This is a genomic window from Pseudarthrobacter sp. NPDC058196 (genome assembly GCF_042882685.1).
Lineage (GTDB): Bacteria > Actinomycetota > Actinomycetes > Actinomycetales > Micrococcaceae > Arthrobacter.
Window position 1 is genome coordinate 285,155 of sequence record NZ_JBHVVN010000007.1, and the last position, 19,422, is coordinate 304,576.

The window sequence follows — 19,422 nt, forward strand, 5'->3', positions numbered from 1 at the left end:
TAAACCTGCCCCCAGGAAAGCGAATCCCATGTCAGTGACACAAGAACAACGCTCAGCGCGGAGCACCAAGCCCCGTCTCCGGCCGGCACGGAAGGACCGCGCAGTCTGGCTCTACGTCATCCCGGTCGTTGCTGTCTTCCTTTTCGTCTTCGTTGGGCCCCTCCTCTTCACAGCCTGGACGGCCTTCCACGACACCACGTACTACCAAATCAAGGACTTCTCGGGACTAAAGTCGTTCACCAAGCTTTTCACCGACAAGGACCTTCCCAAACAGATCGGCACCACCCTTGCCTTCTCGCTCGGGGCCCTCGCGATTGCCTTGCCACTCGGCTTTGCCTCAGCGGTGGTCCTGAATAAAATCATTCGCTTCAAGCGGACGGTGCGGAGTCTGTTCCTGCTTCCATGGCTGATGTCACAAGCCACCGTCGGCACCCTCTGGCTGTGGTTCCTCAACCCCACCTACGGCCCGGGGACAGCCATCACAAAAGCCCTTGGTTTCGGGCCCGCCGATGCGTTCTCCACACCGGGTTCTGCACTGCTGGCACTAACACTCATCACCGCGTGGTGGTCCTATCCCCAGGCAATGGTCCTCTTCCTCGGGGCGCTTCAGACCGTACCAACCGAACTGTATGAGAGCCTGCGCGTTGACGGAGGGAACGTGTGGCAGGGATTCGTGAACATCACACTTCCCTTCCTTCGGAACACCATCGTTTCCGTCGTCGTCGTGCTCCTGATGCTGTATGTACAGATGGTGACCATCATCCTGGTCACCACCCGCGGCGGGCCCCTGGGCGGAACGGAAACGCTCTCCATGCGGGTGTTCAACAAGACGTTTCAGGACTTCGACCTCTCCGGTGCCTCCGCGGCAGCAATTTTGCTCTTCGCCATCAACATCGCCTTGACACTGGTAGCGATCCGCTTCCGACGGAAGGAAACCCTGTGACTGCCACCATTCCCGCACGCCGCCGACCCGGGCATATACTTCGCCGGCTACCCATCTGGGCAGTCGTCGCAGTCACGGCGGCCTTGGTGCTGCCTCCCGTCCTGTGGATCTTGTCGACGTCCCTGAAAACCGATGCGAACACGGTCGCTTTCCCGCCCGTGTGGATACCTAACCCGTTCTCGTTCGACAGCTACGGTGGACTGTTCACCTCCACCAACGTCCGCTTCTTCCTGAACTCGCTGATCTACGCCATCGGTTCGATCGTCCTCGCCCTGGCCGTCTGCGTCCCCGCAGCCTACGTCGCGACCCGATACCGGGGCCATCGCATGGAAAGCCTCATGACCGCAATCCTTGTGTTGTCCATGGTCCCCGGCGTTGTCGTCTTCATTGCGCTCTACTCTATGTTCGTGAAAACCGCGCTCATCAATACCTACCCTCTGCTGATCGTGGTCTACACCGGCATCATTTGCGGACAGACGATCCTGTTCCTGCGCAACTTCATCGAAAACATCCCAGTTGAGATTGAGGAAGCAGCAGCAATCGATGGCTGCAACCGACGCCAAATCCTTCTGCGCATCGTGCTGCCACTGATCCGCCCAGGCATCGCCGCCGTCGCGATCTTCATCTTCGTCTTCGTCTGGAACGACTTCCTCGTCGGGACCGTCCTGGCAACAACCGAAGACATGAAAACCGTGCAAAACGGCATCGTCCGCTACATCTCCACCGGCTACGGCAACTTCTGGGCCGCCTTCGGCGCCTTCGTCATCGTCGCGTTCATACCTGTCCTGGCCATCTTCGCCGCCTTCCAACGCTGGTTCATCGCCGGCCTGACCTCCGGTGGTGTTAAGTCATGACCTCAGCGACACCAGCTCCGCGCGTCGCAGTCGTCGGGGCAGTTGGCTGGGCCGGCTCCCGACACGCACGAGCATTCGCCGCAGCAGGTGCCCACGTCACGGCTCTTGTAGAAAAGGGCGACCGCGCCTACCCACTCGCCCAGGAACTGGGCGCAGTGCTGGTACCCAGCACTGAAGCGCTCCGCCCCGAGCACGCAGACCTCGTGGTCGTTGCCCTCCCGACAACCATTCAACCCGCCATCTGCGCCGACCTGCTGAACCGCGGCTTCCATGTGCTGACTGAAAAACCGGTCGCCGCAGACGCAGAAGGCGCGTCCGTCCTTGCCGCCGCGTCCGGTGTCAACGAACGCCTGATGGTCGGATACACCCTCCACCAGCACCCCGCAGCAGCCCTCCTCTCTCAATGGGTGCGGAACAACGACGTGATCGCCGTATCCGTACGCTCCGTAGCCCACAAACAGAACGTCGATTCCTGGCGAGCTGACCCAAAGGAGGGCGGCGTCGCCGTTGTTAACGGCATCCACGCCATCGAGTTGGTGTCATCCTGGTTCGACGGCGACCCAAAAGTCCTCGCCACAAGCTCCAGCAGCAGCCTGTACGGCTCGCCGGTACCGGAGCACGTAGTCACCACCCTCGAATTTCCCGCGGGAGCCGTGTTCCAGCTGCAGACCTCCTGGTCTCCCTGGCAGGAGCCGCAAGGGCTCAATCAAGGGGACTGGAGCCTCACCATCGATGTACTCGCACGCAACGGCCGGATGCTGTGGTCCAACGACACCGTCGACGTCTGGAACCGGGACGGAAGCCACGACACAACGTCGTTCGCCCCCACCGACCTCTTCCTTCGCCAGGCAGAGGCTGCGCTCAAATTCCGCAACGGCGAAGGCCCCGCCGTTACGTTCAGCCAGGCTCTCCGGGCCACCGCAATCGCCGATGCGGTCCTGGCTGCAGATGCTTCGGACGCGGAGGACGTGGTCGCCCGGTAGCATCACCGCACCTGAAACAACGCGCGACCGGCCCAACTGCACTACACCTAAGGAATTGAACATGAAGCGAGCAACTCACGCGTTCACCGCCGGGGACCCGCGGTGCACCTACGCCCATGGCAAGGAGAACAAATGAGCCTCAAAGACCAGGTGGTCCTTGTAACCGGATCGAGCGGGGGAATAGGAGATGCCGCCGTCAGCGCCCTCACAGCAGAAGGCGCCATCGTCGTAGGCGCTGACCGTTCCCCTAGAGAGGACCAGAGCCTGAAAGCGTTTTACCCCCTCGACATCACCTCCGAGCAGCAATGCGCAGCTGCTATCCAAGACATCACAGCCAAATATGGCCGCATCGATGTCCTGATCCACGCAGCCGGAGTGCTCGGCCCCACCCCCGGCATCATGGAGACAACCACCGAGGAATTTGACTCCATCCTGAGGATCAACGCCACCGCCACCTTCACGATGGTGCGGGAGACCGCCAAGTCAATGCTCGAGTCCGGCACTGCCGGCGCCATCGTGGTCCTATCGTCAGTTGCGGCCAAGGAATCACGGCTCAACTACCTGCCCTACAACGCGAGCAAGCTCGCTGTACTTCACATCATGTGGTCATTCGCTGAACTGCTCGGGCCCAACGGCATCTCCGTCAACGCCATAGCACCAGGCCCAGTAAATACACCCATGTGGGCACAATTCGCCAAGGATTCCGGACCGGATGCAGCCGCAAACCGAGCGAAGCGGGCAGCACAACTTCCGATGCGGCGGTTCGCCGAACCCGACGAAGTCGCCCGCGCCATCCTTTTCCTCGCCGATCCCGACAACCGCTACATCACAGGAGTCTCCCTCGACGTGGCAGGCGGAGCACACCTGGGAATCGGAACCTAAAACCACCCTGCGGGTTTCATAAATGCCGTCGCCCAATGCTCCCGGGCTTGGCTCACCCACTAACATCAACGCCTCAGGGCTGCCCTCATCGCGCGCACAGCATTCAACAATCGAAGACGAGTAGGGAACCCTGACCCACCAAGGAGACACCTAAATGCGACACCATCACACCGCCCTGCACGTTACGGACATGGAACGCAGCGCGCGATTCTACGAGGACGCCCTCGGACTAACCCGCTTGGATGCATGGACCTCGGGACCATACATCGGCGAACTTTACGGCCGTCCCAACGTAAAGGTCAGAGCCATGCTTCTCACCACAAGTGACGGAACCTTCCGGCTCGAACTTGCACATGCCGAGCCTCTACTGCCCGCAGTCGACCCATCAGATGCACAGCCAGGCACGGCACACCTTGCCTTCACAGACATCGACGTAAGGCAGGTTTATGCCAAGATGACAGCACTTGGTTACAAGGCCGTATCCGAACCCGTTGCCCCGACCTCAGGCCCCATTGCCGGCGGGTGGCTTGTCTACCTCCTCGACCCAGACGGAAATCGGGTGGAGCTCATTCAAGCACCAGACTGGCAAAGTGCTGACCAGAGATAAATTCCTCCTTCTGCAATCGGATTCCTGGCCTGGCCCCATATGGTCGAGCCGAGCAGTTTCCGACGGAGGAAGCCGGGGAAAAAACGCCAAGTAGTGGGCAAGATACAGCCCTTTTCGGGCCCTTCCCTGCCTGCTCAACAGCCGATAATAATGATTCCGTCGGGTTGTTCTCTGCGTATCTCGTCTGATGAATCACATCGCCGGTGATACCCAGGAGCCGCGCAGCAGTTGGCAGATCCACTCATGACCGTCTCCGTTGACGTGCACATTGTTTTCCCCGCAAGCTGGCCGCAGTCCGGCGCGCGGTGGCGCCGGGCGAGGTTGGTTCGGCATGGGGGCCGGCACTTGGCAGGGTCTGGAGCTTCATCCGCAGTCAGCTGGGTCTGTGGTCGAACGGCCATAACATTTTCGTCTACCAGCATTCGGACGAGCCGGGTTCGCCCATCCTGTGCGACTTCGGCGTTGAAGTCACGCGTGCCTTCGGAACGGTGGGCGAGGTGTACGCGACCGAAACGCCGAGCGGCGAGGCTGCTGTGGCTGTCCACCGCGGGCCGTACGGCCGCCTGAACGAGGCCTACAGCGCGATCGACGAGTGGATGGCGGCGAATCGTCGGGAGTCTGCCGGGTACTCCTGGGAGATTTACGGAGATCCAATGCCGGATCCGGCCCGAACTGAGACGACAATCGTGTGCCTCCTCCAGTAGAGGGAATCAACACGGAGGAGGACGCTGGGGCCAATGCCTTCCTCCAATGGCACGCGAAATTCGATGTGACGATAGGCGTCCACGTCAGAATAGGTCAAAAATTCGCTTCATTGACAGACGCTCACAATGTTCTCAGATCCCACCCTTACGGTCGGAGGGCCAAGAAACGGGCCATGCGACCGTCCGAGAATCACCGAAACGCTATTAGGAATCGGGACTTACTGGAACTCGCTCCCCGCAGGCATGACGAAATCAGCTCCCGCGGCGCGGTAGGGATCTGAACAATAGATCCGGGCTCGGCCGCCGGACGAATCCTCCCTGGTCAGGCGCCTCGGCGTCAGGTTGGGGTGTACGCGAATTTGACGGCATCGCTGCCATCTATGCGCCGGGTCTTCTAACGCAGGGCCGCCACGTCAGAGGCGCGCGGGGCGACCGCCCCCACTGCGTCCGCGAGACTCGGGGCGATTATTCCCCTACTGCCCTAGCCGGCGGATCGGCCGCCGTCGACGAGCCAGACTTGTCCGGTGACGTGAGAGGCTTGGTCATCATCGGCGAGGAATGCCACCACGTTAGCGACTTCTTCGGCCCGGCCGAGCCTGCCCTGTGGCACCTGGGACTCCAGCATCTCGACAAAAGATCGAGGAGAATTCGAAAGGATGGGCGTGGCGATGGTACCCGGTCCGACCGCGTTAACGCGGATTCCCTTCTGGGCGTACTCCAGCGCGGCTGTGCGGGTGAGCATCACGTCGGCACCTTTCGAAGCTATGTACGCAATCGAGGTCGGGGTGGCGCGGAAACCGCCGACGGACGCCGTATTCACGATAGCGCCACCGTCGTTGGCCAGCATCAGTCGTAGTCCGGCCTGGAGGACCAGGAACTGTCCGCGGACGTTGACCGCCATCACTTTGTCGAATTCTCCAACCGGATACTCATGCGTGAAAGCCTGTGCTCCGCCGATGCCGGCGTTGTTGGCAAGAATGTTCAGCTTCCCGTACTCCGCCATTATCCATTCCTCCGTGGCGCGCACGTCTGCCTCATCTGCGACATTGAGCCTTCGTGAAATGGCCCTTTCGCCCAAAGATTCCGCGATCTCGTCGCGGGCCTCGGACACATCGGCGATGATGACTGTCGCCCCGTCTGCGTGGAACCTCCTCGTTATCGCTTCTCCGATACCGGATGCCGCTCCCGTCACGAGGGCCACTTTGCCTGTGAACCGTGCCATGTTGATCGCTCCTCTTTTTTCTGAAAATAGGCATTTATGAGCCGTAGCCGGCGCAGCCGGCCGATTGATTGTCGAACTGGTTCCTGACGCTGGCGCCAAAAGAACCGATTATTGGTGGAGTTTAGATAGTCTGGCCCCGAAGGGTCCGGCCGCCCCGGGGCGGATAAGGAATCCCCTGTAGTGGGCGCCTTATGGCCTGTTTGGCGCCTATGGAAAGGGCGACAATGTCTCCCTGGATCAGAGAGCTTCTCCAACCATGTCGAGCTCCCTGACAAGGCGGAATGGGACACCGGGACTGATCTCCACAGTGAATCGTGAGAAGTTGTGCCTGGTGACTAAGACCCCGAAGCGTCCGGTTGCTTCTGCACTCTCAATTGCTCCTGCAACCGCGTGCGAGAGGCGTCTTTCCATATCCGTCTTGGAGGTTACACTGAGGTCGGCCACAAGCCTTTCCATTAACTGGGTCCTTTCAGGTTCGGGGCCGACTAAAGCGAAGAACAGCTGATCGCGGGCGTGGATGCAACCTTCGTCTGTCTCCGGAGTTTTAGGAAGGGCAGTTGCTGGGGTTCAATCCAGACCTCATCGCCATCGAGTTTGTCGATTATCGTTCTTGATTCGACGCCCTCCTGCGCGAGCCAGAGCAGCGCTGAAGTTGCCTCTTCCACGCGACCAGTTCTGAAGTATGTTCCATTCCGGTGCACTTCCACGGTTGCTCCCCGCAGGTCGGCCCAGTCGTGAAGGCGGAATGTATGCGTTGTTCCTGACACGAGGATCTGGTGATCGACGTTGGTCGTCCTTGCGGTTAGTTGTCCGGTTGGTGAACTCATGTGGGTCCTTGGCTGTGCTGGGCGAGTCTTTTAAGAGGGCTTGATGGCTCTCCGAGGCAATATCTTGCGGCGGCACGCATCCATGGTTAGAACCGACGAGTGGCGGCAATTTTTGTTCCGCTGGTTACGTGCTTGAGCCTGTGATGACGGCAGAGGTGAATTCTTCAAGAGTCGGAGGGAGCTTGCACGAAGCGTGACCCTTTTGGGCCAATTGCATGAATGCTCTGCTTAGCGACTGACAAAAGCCTTCGTGCGTCCACCCGATTTCGCGTCTTATGGTCGAACAAGAATCTTTACCTCCGAGGACCGTCCCTCCCCGAGGAGATGTTCAATGCCCTTCTCTACGACCTCAGAGAGACTTATCGTGCTGCTGATGAGTCGTTCCGGTTTGATCCGGCCGTCGACGATGGCATCGCGCACTGCCTCAAATTCTTGTGCTGTGTAGGCGAACGAGCCGGTCAAGATCTTTTCCTTGAAGAGGAAAGGCATGACGTCTAGGGGTACGTCGTGGTGAAATCCTGCAACGATAACTGCTCGAGCGGCGGGTGCGAGTGAATCTACTGCGACCTGAAGACTCGCCTTTCCGACTCCTGAGGCGTCGAACGAAGCGTCGGCCCCGCGTCCGTGCGTGACCCGCAATACGGCTTGTGCGACGTCTTCCTCGCGTGGGTCGATGACCAGGTCTGCGCCGAGCTCCAGCGCGAGCTGTTTGCGAACCTCGCTGAGTTCACTGACGATGACCTTTCCAGCGCCTTGGGCCTTAAGGCAAAGCAGCAGACTCAATCCGATGGGTCCGGCGCCGACCACAAGGGCCGTTCCGCCGTCGGGTAGGGCAGCGGTGTTCACCGCGTGCCACGCGACCGCCAAGGGCTCAATGAGCGCAGCAATTTCGGGTGCAAATTCGGACGGCAGCTTGAAGGCGTGGTCCGCCGGCACGACAAGCGACTCACTGAAACCGCCGCCCCAGCCGTGGATTCCAATAAAGGCGTAGTTGTCGCACATGTTGGGGTGCCCCGACAGGCAGGAGGGGCACGTCCCGTCGGCAAAGTTTGGTTGCACCGCGACGAGGTCACCTATCGTAAGTGATTCGACATCGGCTGCGACCTCGACGACGTAACCGGCGAATTCATGGCCGAGGCTGTGAGGGCCCGTTTCCCCAATTATTGGGTTTGCGTAGTCCCGCGGAACCGGCGCGTCTTGGTAGAGGGCCAAGTCGGATCCGCATATGCCGGCGTAGGAGACATCTATACGGACCGTTCCGGGTCGTAGGTCGGGTCGTTCTACGTCCTCGATCCTGGCGTCTCGGGGGCCATGCAGGCGGAGTGTTCGCATTGTGGTTCCTTCTTGGTGTTGTGCGTTGGACGCCTTGCCGGGTGGCACGGCACTGCGCTGACTGATTTCTCCGGCTGGGAAATTTGGTGCTCGGACTTTGGCTTCCTGGTGCGGAGTATGGAATTTTGTAGCCCGGTGTTCAGGTCAGAGACTTTGCGAGGGAAGGCTTGGCTGTGGGGTAGACCTGCGCGGTAATTCCGCCGTCTACAGGCAGCTGAACCCCTGTTATGTGCTGGGCCTGGTCGGAGACAAGGAACAAGACCGCCTCTGCGATTTCCTCGGGCTGCCCTGCCCGTCCCTGGGGAACCGTTGCACCAAGGACGGCTTCTTTTTCAGCTATCGTCTGCCCGGGAGTGCCAGCCAGTGCCATCTTTGTTTTGATGTTGCCCGGAAGGATTGCGTTGACGCGTACGCCGGTCATGGCCGTCTCGACAGCAGCGGTCTTGGTCAGCCCGATGACTGCATGTTTGGCTGCCGCGTACGCTGTACTGCCGGGTAAAGCGCCTGCGGAGGCCATAGAGCCGGTATTCACGACGGCCCCGGACCCCTGGGCCATCATGACGGGCAGCATGTACTTGAGGCCGAGGAAGACTCCTTTGACATTGATGGCCATGACTTTATCGAAACCGTCTTCGGGGTACTCGACCAGGGGCGCTTGCGGCCCGATGATTCCAGCGTTGTTGAAGAACGCGTCGATGGTCCCGAATTCCTGTTGTGCACGGGTCACGTATTCACGCACGTGTTGGGCGTTGGAAACGTCAGCTATGAAGACGATGGTTTTCCCGCCTTCCGCCTGGATGTTTTCAGCGGTCTCTTGCAGCCCCGCAGCGTCAATGTCGACGAGGAGCACGGCTGCGCCTTCCCTCGCCAGTGCCATACTGGCGGCCCGTCCGAGTCCAGAGCCTGCCCCTGTAACAACAGCTCCTTTACCGCTCATTCTGTTCACTTTTAGCTGCTTTCATGTTTGCGGCGGCGGTGAGAAGGCCGTGCACGATATCGTTTCTGGGTTCAAAAGTGCCGTCGTGTGGATATCTGGGGACCTTGGCCAGATGGGGCCGGCGCGTCCTAATGCTGCGTCGGCCCCTCGGGAATTTATCCGAATAGGGGCCGCAGGTGGTCGTTGAGGAAGATGCCGTTTGGATCCTGCTGACGTCGGAGTGCGACGTAGTCGTCAAACTTGGGATAGGCGCTCTGAAGCTGCTCGCGGGTCATGAGATGGAGCTTGCCCCAGTGTGCCCGGGGTGCAAACGGCTGCAGCGTGTTGTGCACGGCGCGCAGGAAAGGCCAGTAGTCGGTGCCCGGCATTCCAGCTACCGAGATTGTGGCTGATTTCCGCTGGTAGAACGGCGACATCCACGAGTCGTCGGCTTCTATTACCCGCATGAAGATCGGGTGGTTCTGCTCTGGGTGGGCCTCGCTCTGGCGCTGAACAAGGGCCACTGCTTCGAGGACGTCCTCGTACGGAACGGCGTATTCGAGTTCGTAGAACAATTTGGCGCCCTCGCCGATGGGCGCCGACAGCACGCGGTATGCGGGGCCCCGGCGGGCACCAAGCACATCGGACCATTCATTTTCTGGAATCTGGTCAATCTCGTTGGCCTGGAAGTAGACAGTCCGGTTCGCCATACTCTCGCCGTCAGGAGACGGAAGGCTGTATTCCTGAGCTGAGGTGTCGCTTTTGAGCCACATCAGGCCGTGATTACGGTTATTCGCAACCTCGTTCTCCCACGCATTCGCTGCGACATCCCAGTGCGGGAACTGGAACTTTTCTTCCAGGAAAAAGCGCGGGACGACCTTGAGCTCAACTTCAAGGAACACGCCCATGAGTCCGAGGCCGGTTTGAACGCCGTGGAGGCGGGGGTCATCTTCACCGATCTCGATGATCTCGCCGCGGCCGTCGACCAGACGCACCCAGGTCAGCATCGAGGAGAATCCGCGAAGGCCCCTGCCCGTTCCGTGCGTAGATGTGTTCAAAGCACCAGCAATTGCTTGCTCCCAAATGATGCCCTGGTTGCTCAGCGACCAGCCGCGCTCCCACAATTCCGCCGCGAGGTTCTTGATCGTTGTACCCGCCCGGACCCGAACGCGCTGCTTCGTCTCGTCAATGGAAGTGATGCCCGTGAGCTTGTCGAGGTGCAGCAGAACGCCCTGCGTTGTCACCAGCGGAGAGAAGGAGAGGCTACTGCCCGCCGTGCGCAGGGTGAGGTTCTCGCGCAGTGCCACTCGGACGGCATCGGCCACTCCGGTCTCGGAATCAGGGTAAAAAGTCAACGCCGGGTTCGAAGTGAAGTTTTGGGCCCAGTTGGACCACGCTTCGTTTTCTTTTGGCTGGTCAGACATGATCGTCAACTCTGCCGGGTTGCTCACCATCGTCATCGTTGGAGGCTCCTATTTTTGTTTAGAGGAGCCGAGTATCAAGGCTCCGTAGCCGAACAGCCCGTGCGGACTGCATGGACAACATTGGCACTAGCTGACGAGCGTTATGGTGTCCTATTTATCGGGTAGCAGGATGCTGGCCGCCCGGGCCTTCAAACGTTCGACAGGGTCCGGTTCCCCGTAAAGGTCCCGCGCCAACGCCATCGCGTCGTCGAGCTCGCGCAGGGCGCGGTCTGCGTCCTTTGCGATTAGTGCCGCTGCCACGGCGCAGTGCCGCTCGTAGATCGTGTTGTCTTCCAACTGGATCTGCCCCGTATCCCGGTTTCGGCGGTAAGCGGCGAACGTGAGCGACTCCAGGACGTGGACGAACAACTCAAGTGCCGGGTTGCCGGTCAGCGCTGCGAGGATGGTGTGGAATCCGCGGAAGGCTGTGTGTTTTCGTTCGAAGAATTCGTCTGGTGCCTTGGCGAGTGTCCCTTCCCATTCCAGGAACTGTTCCAGGGTGCGGGCGTTGTCATTGTTCATGCGGTCGATGATCAGCGGCACCATCGACAGTTCGAGCGCACGACGCGCCTCAAAGGTGTGATTCGTCCGAACCCCGCGGAACCGGAGGTAAGGAATGGCCGCTTCAACAACCGCATCTGTTGAGGGTTGAGAAACCACCACCCCACCTCCCCGTCCGCGCCGGGTTTCAACCACGCCCTGCTGCTCAAGCATCCTGAGAGCCTCCCGCAACACCCCCCTGCTCACAGTGAAGCGGGCCATCAGGTCCGGCTCGGTTCCCAAACGCAACCCAATCGGCCAGCCCTCATTGCTGATCCAGTTCTGGATCCTGTCGGCTGTCACTGCGCCGGCCTTGTCGAATTCAGCCGTTCCGATCATCTCTGACCTCCTAAATAGGACGTTATTTATGACCAGTATCACGCGTAGATTCATCAACTACAACGGCCCGAGTGGCTGGAAATAGGCTCCTATTTGACGGACAAGGAGGTTCCTCAATGACGAAAGAAACGAGCGACCTGAAGATCGGCGACCAGAAGCGCGTCGCCACGATCGACGCGGACACGCACCCGGACGTCCCCATGCACGAGATGATCGATTACATCCCGGAGCCGTGGCGGTCCAGGTACTACACCAACAGGGCCGCGGACGTGGAGAATGCCCGCCTTTTCTACGCTTCCCCGACCCCTGCACGGACTGACGCGCTGGTCACGGGCATGCGTCCTGGTGAAGACAAGCAGCTTTACGCCGAACAGGTCTTCCAGGAATCCAGCACTGACTACGCGATGCTCCTTCCCCTGACCCGAGCAAAGTGGTGGGACGCCGAATGGGAAACTGCCCGCTGCACTGGCATCAATGAGTACATTGCTGCCGACTGGCTGGGGTCTGCGAACAACTCGCACGGCCGCTACCGCGCAGGTATCCGCATCTCACCCGGTGACCCGGCCGGAGCGATCGCCGAGATGAACAAATGGGTCGGGCACGGGTTTTTTCCCCAGGTTCAGTTCGCACCGGAGGCGCTCGTGCATCCCATCGGGCATCCGCTTTACCGCCCGGTCCTGCGGGAGGCTGCCCGCCTCGGTCTGCCCATCGCAATGCACATCACGCGCGAAGGCTCGATGCAGTCGATGACCCCCGTCGGTTACAGCTCCTACCACATCGAAGTCATGGGCTCGTGGTCGCACTATTACGTCAACCACCTCGCCAGCCTCATCTTCGACGGTGTCTTCGACGAGCTTCCCGACCTGCGTGTGGTCTTCGTCGAAGGCGGCTTCAGTTGGCTCACACCGGCAATGTGGCGGTTCGACCGCTACTGGCAGGAGCTCGGCGCTGAAGTTCCCAACGTCAAGCGCCGCCCCAGCGACTCCATCCGCCAACAGATTCGGATCACCACCCAACCGTTCGAGGAGCCAAAGAACCCCCGGGACGTAATCAAGCTGATCGAAGCCGGCGGACTACAGGACATGCTGATGTTCTCGAGCGACTACCCACACTGGGACTACGACGATCCGCGCTTCATTGCCGGACGCCTCCCGGCCAGCTGGCGGGACAAGGTGCTGTTCGAGAACGCCCGTGAACTTTACAACCTGCCGGAGTTCCGACCCGTCGACGAACTCGACCTCACCGCCGACCCCATGACGCGGTACAGCCACGGCGTGAACCAAAACAAGGTCGACAACTCGGGGCACGTCATCTCCCAGGTCAACACGCTCCAGGTCATGCACGAATTTGTGGGGTCCGACTGATGTCAGCAAATAACTCCACAACAGTCGGCTCGCGCACTGTCGTTGCCAAGATCGAAGACTTTCTGCCCGGGTCAATGGTCGTCGTGCCCGCCGGCAAGTTCGGCGTCGGTGTCTACAACATCGACGGCAAGCTGTCGGCAATCGCCAATTACTGCCCGCACCGGGGCGGTCCGATGTGTGTCGGGCAGCTCACCGGTGAAACGACGGCAGGGGAGGAGCCCTACTCGTCAAAATTCTCGCGCGAGAACGAGTTCATCAAGTGCCCCTGGCACGGGTGGGAGTTCGAACTCGAATCCGGGCAAGCCGCCGCCGCGAAAGTAAAGGTCCGAAGCTACGAAGTGGTCGTCGAGGACGGCTACGTGATTCTGCTTGGAGTTGCATAATAATGTCCGAAAACGCACCCATCATCGACACCTGCGTGACACCCTTCTGGCGCTCCGAGGTCGAGCCGCACCTGTGGATGTCCGAGCCCTGGGCAAGTAAGCGACACATGCCCGGTGTGCTTCGTCAGATGTACACCGCCCCTACCGGTATCGCACCCTATGGGGAATACCTTGAGGAGGCTCGTCCGGAAGACGACGCGTCAGCGCTTCCCGGGTCTAGTCCTGCCAAGATTCTGGCGAAACTGGACCGGGACAACGCCCGCGTCGGCGTGCTGTCTCCCCTTACCCGTGGTCCGCAACCGGACATCGACATGGCCACCGAACTGTGCACCGCCACCAACCAATGGCTTGCGAAATCCTGGCTGGACGCGCCCGAGTCCGCGGATCGGTTCCTGGGCACCATCCGCGTCAACCCAACAGACCCCGATAAGGCGGTCGCAGAAATCGAGAAGTGGGCAGACCACCCACGTATGGTGCAGGTCGGGGTTCCGCTGGACGCGTGGCGCCCCTACGGCCACCGCAACTACTTTCCGATCTGGAAGGCTGCTGCGGAACTGAAGCTTCCCGTTGTCATACATGCGGACGGCGGGGCGGCGGCGAATTACAAGCCGACCATGGCCGGCTATCCCACCAAGCACATCGAGTACGCTTCCCAGGAGAATATCTCCGGCCTGTACCACCTGGCCAGCTTCATCCTAGAAGGAGTCGTTGACCGCCTTCCGGACCTCCGCGTCGTCTTCGGGGACGGTGCCTTCGACCTGCTTATGCCGTTCCTGTGGCGGATGGACGGGGACTGGGGAATCTCCCGGCATGAAACCCCTTGGGTCAGCGACACGCCGTCCGAACACCTGGACCATTTCCGCTTCCGCACAAGCCGTTTTGAAGCCCCAACAGACCAGGCATCAGAGAAGGCATGGCTGGAAGTCAGCCGGGCTGAAGAGCTCCTGATCTACGGCAGTAACTACCCGCACTGGTCCTCGATGAGCCCGGCTGATCTGCCCAGCGGGCTCTCCAGCGAGGGCCGGGAGCGGATCCTATCCCGGAATGCCGCCGATCTCTACGAGCCTCGGCTCCGTGCGCTCGGGAACACCGCAGCCCTGAACGCCATCGGCGCTCAGGCAATCACCGGAAGCTAACCATGGGCATCTCAACATCCAGCACGGCAACGTCACTCGAAACCGAGATCGATGCCACGATCACCATGAAACGGGCTGCCGCCGATGGCGTCGCCGAAATCAGGTTGTCGGCAACGGACGGCTCGCTGCTGCCAGAATGGACTCCCGGCGCCCACGTCGACTTCATCCTTGGATCCGGATTAGTGCGACAGTACTCGCTCGCCGGCGACCCTGACGACCGCAGCCAATATCGGTTCGGCGTCCTGCTCGACCCGAACAGTCGCGGAGGCTCCCTGGAGGTTCACGGCTCACTGTCGGCCGGTGGAGAGATACGCATCCGCGGGCCCAGGAACAACTTCACCTTCCGCAACTCGGAAACTTATGTGTTCGTGGCCGGCGGCATCGGCATCACACCTCTACTGCCGATGATCCGTGCCGCCGAAGCGAACGGTGCCAACTGGTCACTCTGGTACGGGGGCCGTACCCGCTCATCAATGGCGTTCCTTGAGGAGCTGCTGGCATATGGCGAGAGGGTCAACATTTATCCCGAGGACGAGAGAGGATTCATTCCGCTCAAGAACGTCATGGCCGAGAGCGGTGAGGCACTCGTATATACCTGCGGACCCGAGCCATTGTTAAATGCCGTAGTGGGGGCCTTCGACGCCGTGGGCAAGCCAGCCCGTGACCTGCACCTGGAACGCTTCGTTGCGCGCGATGTCAGTGACAGTCGACCAACAGGGACTTTCGAGATTGAGCTGGTCGAAAGCGAACTTGTGCTCACCGTTCCGGAAGATCAGACGATCGTCGATGTCGCCCGCGAGGCCGGCGTGCTGGTCTTTACCTCATGTGAGGAAGGGATGTGCGGCACGTGCGAAACGCGCGTAGTCAGTGGCACACCCGTGCACCTTGACTCGGCAAAGTCTCCCGAGCAGCACGATAAAGACCGCACGATGGCTATTTGTGTATCCCGATGCGCATCGGGTCGGCTTGTCCTCGACCTCTGAACGATCCCCGTGAAAGGTGGAGGGCTGCAGCTCTGTCCTTCACCTTTCACGGCTCCTCCCCCCAGACGTGGACAGCAGCCCATGTCTACATCGTTTCGCAGACAAAGGAGTCAAAGAATGAGCGAAACTCGCGCGTGGACACAAGTCAGCGCTCCCGTGCTGATCGGTCTGTTGATGCTGGCGGAAATGAATCACGCGTTCGAGCAGAACATGATTCAGCTCGCCCTGCCGCACCTCTATGCCGACTTCGGCGATCCCGTCACTGTCGGATGGTCGATAACCGGATATGCTCTGGTCGCAGCGGCCACCGCCGCAACCGCGGGCAGGCTCGGAGACGTGTTGGGACGAAAGCGTGTGCTGATCGCCGCTTTGCTTCTCGGCACCGCGGGATCAATGGTTGCCCTCCTCTGGCCCACTCTCCCCGGCATCATTCTGGGCCGGGCGATCCAGGGAACCACCGGGGCCATCCTCGGGCTCGCCTTCGGCATCGCCCGCGAGCGGCTCGGTGATCGCAACCTGCCCATGGTGCTGTCTTTGCTCTCGGGTACAGCCCTCATCGGCGGGCCCATAGGCCAGTTTGTAGCCGGCCTCCTCATCGATGGGGTCGGGTGGCGGGCGATCTTCGCCTTCAGCGCCGGCCTCGCGGCACTAACCGTGATCCTCGTATTGATTCTGCTCCCCGCCAGCCCGGCCTCAGGCAAACTCCGCGACGTCGACTTGGGCAGCGGGTTGATCTTTGCCGCCGCCGTCGCCGCCATTCTCCTGGGAATCACCCTCATCGGTAAGGCCAACGGAGCAGTAGTCATTGCACTCATCATGGCGGGCGCCGTTGCCCTCGCCGCATTTGTCGTTCTTTCGCTGCGTAGCCCGCACCCGGCAGTCGACTTCCGTACTTTTAAGGACGGCCGGGTAGCCGTCGCCCACACTATGATGCTGGTGATGGCTTTCGGCGTGCTAGCCTTCTGGCTTGTCCTCGTGGTCGCCCTACAGTCACCGCCGGGTGCAGGACTTGGTATGGGTCTCGGCGCAGCCGCAACCGCCGCAGTCATGGGTGCCGCCAGCATTCTCGGCGGTGCCCTTGCCAGCCCGCTGTCCTCAATCCTTACTCGGAGGTTCGGCGTCCCCACGGCGCTCGGCACAGGAAGCTTTTTCGTCCTGGCAGGAGCTCTGATTCTGCTGCTGTCACCCGTGGTCTCACCCCTCCTACTGGCCGTCGGCGGCGGAATCGCGATTATCGGATCAGGCTTCCTCTATGCCGCAATCCCAATCCTGCTGATGACCGGCGTCCCGGTCGAACGCACAAGCGAAGCCGGCAACGTCAACCAAGTGATGAAGTCCGTCGGACTCGCCGCCGGGCCCCTCATGTTCTCAGCAATCCTTGCCTCACAGACTGTCACCCTGGGGGACAAAACACTGGCTGCCCCAGGAGCGTATGTCACCGGGTTCACCGTCCTCGCCGCAGCCGGCCTTATCCTGCTAGTTCTCACCGGCATTGCAGCTCGCGTGCTTCGGCACAACAAGACAGCTTCCACCGCAGCGGCGGCCAGACCGGATCACAGCGCAGAAGCTAATCATGTCCACTGACATTCCGCCCGGGAAGACCACCGACGGCTTCTGGGTCGCCAACGATGACATCGGAGTGCTGAGGGCCATCGAAGGCAGCACCGCAGACTTCGTCGGCATTGACTGCCAACATGGCATCGAGGACCATACCCTTCGTCGAATGCTCGAAGTACCCAGCAGCGTTCCCCGCTACGTTCGTGTGGCTGACTCAAGCCCACAGAAAATCGGATACGCCCTCGACCTTGGTGCGGACGGCATCATCGTCCCAATGGTCAACTCCGTGGAGCAGGCACAGATGATTGCTCGAGCAGCCCACTACCCTCCCCGGGGAGAACGAAGCTACGGGCCTGTCTCCACATGGCTTAGCCGCGACGTCTCCGAGCTCGACGCGAGAGTCACCATCCTCGCCATGATCGAGACCGAAAGGGGGCTACACAATGCCGAAGCGATCCTCGATGTCGACGGCATCGACGGCTGCTACGTAGGACCAGCCGACCTCGGTATCGCTCTGGGACACGGTGCAAACCAGTTCCCACCGTCCGAGCCGATGCGAGCCGCACTCAGCCTCATCGCAGGCGCCGCACAGCGGACGAGGAAAATTGCAGCCCTTCATGCGGGGGATGCAACTCTTGCCCACACCTTCCGTGAACTCGGATTCACCATGCTCACTCTTGCCAACGGGGATCGACTCGTTGCTGCAGGAATTGATCAGCAGCTGAAGGCTTCAGGCGCCGAAGCTCGTTTCGCGACAATGAACTCACCTTACTGATGTCGAAAGATCCCTCCATGCCCCTGACCACTAAAAAATCCGACGTTCAGACCGTGCTTCAGCGATTCGAGCAATTCTGGGAAGCCCTGCAATGGGACGCGCTGGCCAGTCTGTGGGCGCGATCTGCAGATGCTACCTACATGGCCCCGGAATTGGACGACATTCTGTCAGGTTGGACTGCCATCGCAGGTCACCTGGCGCGCACTCGTTCCAGGATCGTCGACGCTTCCGTCTCCATCCCCAGATCCTGGATTCGTGAAATTGCGCCGGACACGATGCTCGCGATCTTCGTCGTGAAATGGCGCATTCGCAGCATAGAGTCCGACGAACCGCGAGTCGCTGCTGCCCGCGTTACTGCGGTGCTCCAGCTTGACGACGATGGCCAATGGCGGTTTATCCACTATATGGAGGAGTCCTATTACCTCCCGGACGGTGCTGAGCCGCCCAATCTCCTCGATGACCTTGAAGCCCCTTTCACCTCCTAGCTCATCCGAGCGAACTCGTACTTCTCCTGCAACAGGGCGAGAGGTCGGCCTCAACAAAACCAGGAAGGACCCGTACCGCTCGGCGGTGCGGGTCCTTTTCTCGTATTTTCAGAGGGCGAAAGGCCTGTCCACTGGGGGCTCCGCTGACACGCCGTCCGTCGCATATCCGGACTGCTGGCGGTCGGCCGGGGGCTTGCCGCCGTTATGCAGAATTTCAGCCCCCACCGGGCTAACAATGCGTCGTGAACTGATGCGGTAATGAAGGATGCCGGCGGATCTCCCCTTGTGATCGTCCTGAGGGTGGCAATTGCTACAGCTTGCCACCCCAGGCGCCGCAGTCTGGTTCTGCCGGGATCCATCGTGCTGCCCTGGCCTCAGTCTTGAGGCCAGCAATTATGCCGTTCCTGCAATGGATACCTTGTTGGCGGAGGTAGAGGGGGGCGAACTGTCGGTGACGATCGAAAAGTGAGCCATTGTGACGGCTTGGCGTCTAGCGGTCGTTGCAAACGCCTGAGCCTTTAGGAGTTGCAATTCGCAGAGATGAAACGCCCACGAAATGGCTCATTTTTCGACCAGCGCTGACACGAACAGTCTCAGGGCCATAGGGAAGAGGGGCAACACTCGGATCGCTATCGCGAGGAGGTTGACACGGCAGGATCTCTCGTATTGATCTCGCCCTCGCTGATGGGTTTCAGATCATGTGGTTTCAGGACCAAGTCGTTGCCGTGCGGGAAGTTGGAAGATGCATGCGCGATACGATCTGAGGCCCATCCGCCTTGGCTCAATCTGAGCCATCACGACGTAATAGGGATTTCCCGGATCTTTGCCGGATCAGAACGGGTTCCGACTAGTTGCGGGCGGGACCGCGGGTTCGACTGACCGCAATAAACCTTTGCGTTCGAGCTAGATCTGGAAAGCTGGGCCGCCCCAGCTGAGCTCGCCCTGTCGTAACCTCGGTAACCGAGGACCCGCGCCCAGGGTCCAGTTCGCCCGTTCGACGTGGGCGTCGTCGTTTGCCGCGGCTCGCACGTGTGTCAATGGCCACTAGTTTCTGCCCACCAGCGGCCAGTTAAAGTTCCCGCTGGTGGCCAGTAAAGCTGCCCGGTGATGGCCAATAGATCTGCCCA

19 protein-coding genes are annotated in these 19,422 nt (G+C 60.5%); 13 read left to right on the top strand and 6 right to left on the bottom strand.

The genetic code is table 11. The features are described from left to right. Positions 1-28: 28 nt before the first annotated feature. The 6 genes from ACFVVC_RS12455 to ACFVVC_RS12480 all read left to right on the top strand — a co-directional run bounded on the left by ACFVVC_RS12455 (position 29) and on the right by ACFVVC_RS12480 (position 4,973). Positions 29-943, top strand: a complete 915-nt coding sequence (locus tag ACFVVC_RS12455; RefSeq protein ID WP_387453400.1) for a carbohydrate ABC transporter permease — start codon at positions 29-31, stop codon at positions 941-943. Further along, positions 940-1,797, top strand: a complete 858-nt coding sequence (locus ACFVVC_RS12460) for a carbohydrate ABC transporter permease (protein ID WP_387453403.1) — start codon at positions 940-942, stop codon at positions 1,795-1,797. The genes ACFVVC_RS12455 and ACFVVC_RS12460 overlap by 4 nt, the downstream gene beginning before the upstream one ends. Beyond that, positions 1,794-2,780, top strand: a complete 987-nt coding sequence (locus ACFVVC_RS12465; protein ID WP_387453406.1) for a Gfo/Idh/MocA family protein — start codon at positions 1,794-1,796, stop codon at positions 2,778-2,780. Before ACFVVC_RS12460 ends, ACFVVC_RS12465 begins: the two co-directional genes overlap by 4 nt. A gap of 132 nt (positions 2,781-2,912) precedes the next feature. Continuing rightward, entirely contained in the window at positions 2,913-3,662 is a 750-nt protein-coding gene (locus ACFVVC_RS12470) for an SDR family NAD(P)-dependent oxidoreductase (RefSeq protein WP_387453409.1), read from the top strand. 154 nt (positions 3,663-3,816) lie between these two features. After that, complete coding sequence (locus ACFVVC_RS12475) at positions 3,817-4,269, top strand: VOC family protein (RefSeq protein WP_387453412.1); 453 nt, start codon at positions 3,817-3,819, stop codon at positions 4,267-4,269. A gap of 284 nt (positions 4,270-4,553) precedes the next feature. After that, a complete protein-coding gene (locus ACFVVC_RS12480; protein ID WP_387453470.1) occupies positions 4,554-4,973 on the top strand; it encodes a GyrI-like domain-containing protein in 420 nt (139 codons plus the stop codon). A 481-nt stretch (positions 4,974-5,454) separates the two neighbouring features. On the opposite strand, the gene ACFVVC_RS12485 is transcribed toward ACFVVC_RS12480, so the two are convergent. The 6 genes from ACFVVC_RS12485 to ACFVVC_RS12510 all read right to left on the bottom strand — a co-directional run bounded on the left by ACFVVC_RS12485 (position 5,455) and on the right by ACFVVC_RS12510 (position 11,612). Then, complete coding sequence (locus tag ACFVVC_RS12485) at positions 5,455-6,195, bottom strand: SDR family NAD(P)-dependent oxidoreductase (protein WP_387453414.1); 741 nt, start codon at positions 6,193-6,195, stop codon at positions 5,455-5,457. A gap of 485 nt (positions 6,196-6,680) precedes the next feature. Then, positions 6,681-7,022, bottom strand: coding sequence for a hypothetical protein (locus ACFVVC_RS12490; protein ID WP_387453416.1), 342 nt, complete (start codon positions 7,020-7,022; stop codon positions 6,681-6,683). A 273-nt stretch (positions 7,023-7,295) separates the two neighbouring features. Then, entirely contained in the window at positions 7,296-8,354 is a 1,059-nt protein-coding gene (locus ACFVVC_RS12495; protein WP_387453419.1) for a 2,3-butanediol dehydrogenase, read from the bottom strand. 139 nt (positions 8,355-8,493) lie between these two features. Next, complete coding sequence (locus ACFVVC_RS12500; RefSeq protein ID WP_387453421.1) at positions 8,494-9,291, bottom strand: SDR family NAD(P)-dependent oxidoreductase; 798 nt, start codon at positions 9,289-9,291, stop codon at positions 8,494-8,496. A gap of 155 nt (positions 9,292-9,446) precedes the next feature. Next, positions 9,447-10,730, bottom strand: coding sequence for a D-arabinono-1,4-lactone oxidase (locus ACFVVC_RS12505; RefSeq protein WP_387453423.1), 1,284 nt, complete (start codon positions 10,728-10,730; stop codon positions 9,447-9,449). A gap of 114 nt (positions 10,731-10,844) precedes the next feature. Next, positions 10,845-11,612: a FadR/GntR family transcriptional regulator gene (locus ACFVVC_RS12510; RefSeq protein ID WP_387453425.1), complete on the bottom strand. Its 768-nt coding sequence runs from the start codon at positions 11,610-11,612 to the stop codon at positions 10,845-10,847. Positions 11,613-11,728: 116 nt separating this feature from the next. Between ACFVVC_RS12510 and ACFVVC_RS12515 the strand changes: the two genes are divergently transcribed. The 7 genes from ACFVVC_RS12515 to ACFVVC_RS12545 all read left to right on the top strand — a co-directional run bounded on the left by ACFVVC_RS12515 (position 11,729) and on the right by ACFVVC_RS12545 (position 18,295). Then, positions 11,729-12,976 (top strand): amidohydrolase family protein, encoded by a 1,248-nt coding sequence (locus ACFVVC_RS12515; RefSeq protein WP_207605343.1) that lies wholly within the window; start codon positions 11,729-11,731, stop codon positions 12,974-12,976. Next, positions 12,976-13,359, top strand: a complete 384-nt coding sequence (locus tag ACFVVC_RS12520) for a Rieske (2Fe-2S) protein (RefSeq protein WP_207605344.1) — start codon at positions 12,976-12,978, stop codon at positions 13,357-13,359. The genes ACFVVC_RS12515 and ACFVVC_RS12520 overlap by 1 nt, the downstream gene beginning before the upstream one ends. Before the next feature lie 2 nt (positions 13,360-13,361). Then, positions 13,362-14,495 carry an amidohydrolase family protein gene (locus ACFVVC_RS12525; RefSeq protein WP_387453430.1) on the top strand — a complete coding sequence of 378 codons (1,134 nt, stop codon included), beginning with the start codon at positions 13,362-13,364 and terminating at the stop codon, positions 14,493-14,495. Positions 14,496-14,497: 2 nt separating this feature from the next. Next, a complete protein-coding gene (locus ACFVVC_RS12530; RefSeq protein ID WP_387453433.1) occupies positions 14,498-15,478 on the top strand; it encodes a PDR/VanB family oxidoreductase in 981 nt (326 codons plus the stop codon). Positions 15,479-15,595: 117 nt separating this feature from the next. Next, positions 15,596-17,062, top strand: a complete 1,467-nt coding sequence (locus tag ACFVVC_RS12535) for an MFS transporter (RefSeq protein WP_387453436.1) — start codon at positions 15,596-15,598, stop codon at positions 17,060-17,062. After that, complete coding sequence (locus ACFVVC_RS12540; protein WP_387453439.1) at positions 17,052-17,810, top strand: HpcH/HpaI aldolase/citrate lyase family protein; 759 nt, start codon at positions 17,052-17,054, stop codon at positions 17,808-17,810. Before ACFVVC_RS12535 ends, ACFVVC_RS12540 begins: the two co-directional genes overlap by 11 nt. 17 nt (positions 17,811-17,827) lie before the next feature. Continuing rightward, entirely contained in the window at positions 17,828-18,295 is a 468-nt protein-coding gene (locus tag ACFVVC_RS12545; RefSeq protein ID WP_387453442.1) for a YybH family protein, read from the top strand. Positions 18,296-19,422 lie beyond the last annotated feature (1,127 nt).

Coding starts and splice junctions, on each gene's coding strand:
- ACFVVC_RS12490 (WP_387453416.1), bottom strand. CDS start 7,022: ATGAGTTCACCAACCGGACAACTAACCGCAAGGACGACCAACGTCGAT.
- ACFVVC_RS12530 (WP_387453433.1), top strand. CDS start 14,498: ATGGGCATCTCAACATCCAGCACGGCAACGTCACTCGAAACCGAGATC.
- ACFVVC_RS12470 (WP_387453409.1), top strand. CDS start 2,913: ATGAGCCTCAAAGACCAGGTGGTCCTTGTAACCGGATCGAGCGGGGGA.
- ACFVVC_RS12540 (WP_387453439.1), top strand. CDS start 17,052: ATGTCCACTGACATTCCGCCCGGGAAGACCACCGACGGCTTCTGGGTC.
- ACFVVC_RS12505 (WP_387453423.1), bottom strand. CDS start 10,730: ATGACGATGGTGAGCAACCCGGCAGAGTTGACGATCATGTCTGACCAG.
- ACFVVC_RS12515 (WP_207605343.1), top strand. CDS start 11,729: ATGACGAAAGAAACGAGCGACCTGAAGATCGGCGACCAGAAGCGCGTC.
- ACFVVC_RS12485 (WP_387453414.1), bottom strand. CDS start 6,195: ATGGCACGGTTCACAGGCAAAGTGGCCCTCGTGACGGGAGCGGCATCC.
- ACFVVC_RS12520 (WP_207605344.1), top strand. CDS start 12,976: ATGTCAGCAAATAACTCCACAACAGTCGGCTCGCGCACTGTCGTTGCC.
- ACFVVC_RS12455 (WP_387453400.1), top strand. CDS start 29: ATGTCAGTGACACAAGAACAACGCTCAGCGCGGAGCACCAAGCCCCGT.
- ACFVVC_RS12465 (WP_387453406.1), top strand. CDS start 1,794: ATGACCTCAGCGACACCAGCTCCGCGCGTCGCAGTCGTCGGGGCAGTT.
- ACFVVC_RS12475 (WP_387453412.1), top strand. CDS start 3,817: ATGCGACACCATCACACCGCCCTGCACGTTACGGACATGGAACGCAGC.
- ACFVVC_RS12495 (WP_387453419.1), bottom strand. CDS start 8,354: ATGCGAACACTCCGCCTGCATGGCCCCCGAGACGCCAGGATCGAGGAC.
- ACFVVC_RS12525 (WP_387453430.1), top strand. CDS start 13,362: ATGTCCGAAAACGCACCCATCATCGACACCTGCGTGACACCCTTCTGG.
- ACFVVC_RS12535 (WP_387453436.1), top strand. CDS start 15,596: ATGAGCGAAACTCGCGCGTGGACACAAGTCAGCGCTCCCGTGCTGATC.
- ACFVVC_RS12500 (WP_387453421.1), bottom strand. CDS start 9,291: ATGAGCGGTAAAGGAGCTGTTGTTACAGGGGCAGGCTCTGGACTCGGA.
- ACFVVC_RS12510 (WP_387453425.1), bottom strand. CDS start 11,612: ATGATCGGAACGGCTGAATTCGACAAGGCCGGCGCAGTGACAGCCGAC.
- ACFVVC_RS12545 (WP_387453442.1), top strand. CDS start 17,828: ATGCCCCTGACCACTAAAAAATCCGACGTTCAGACCGTGCTTCAGCGA.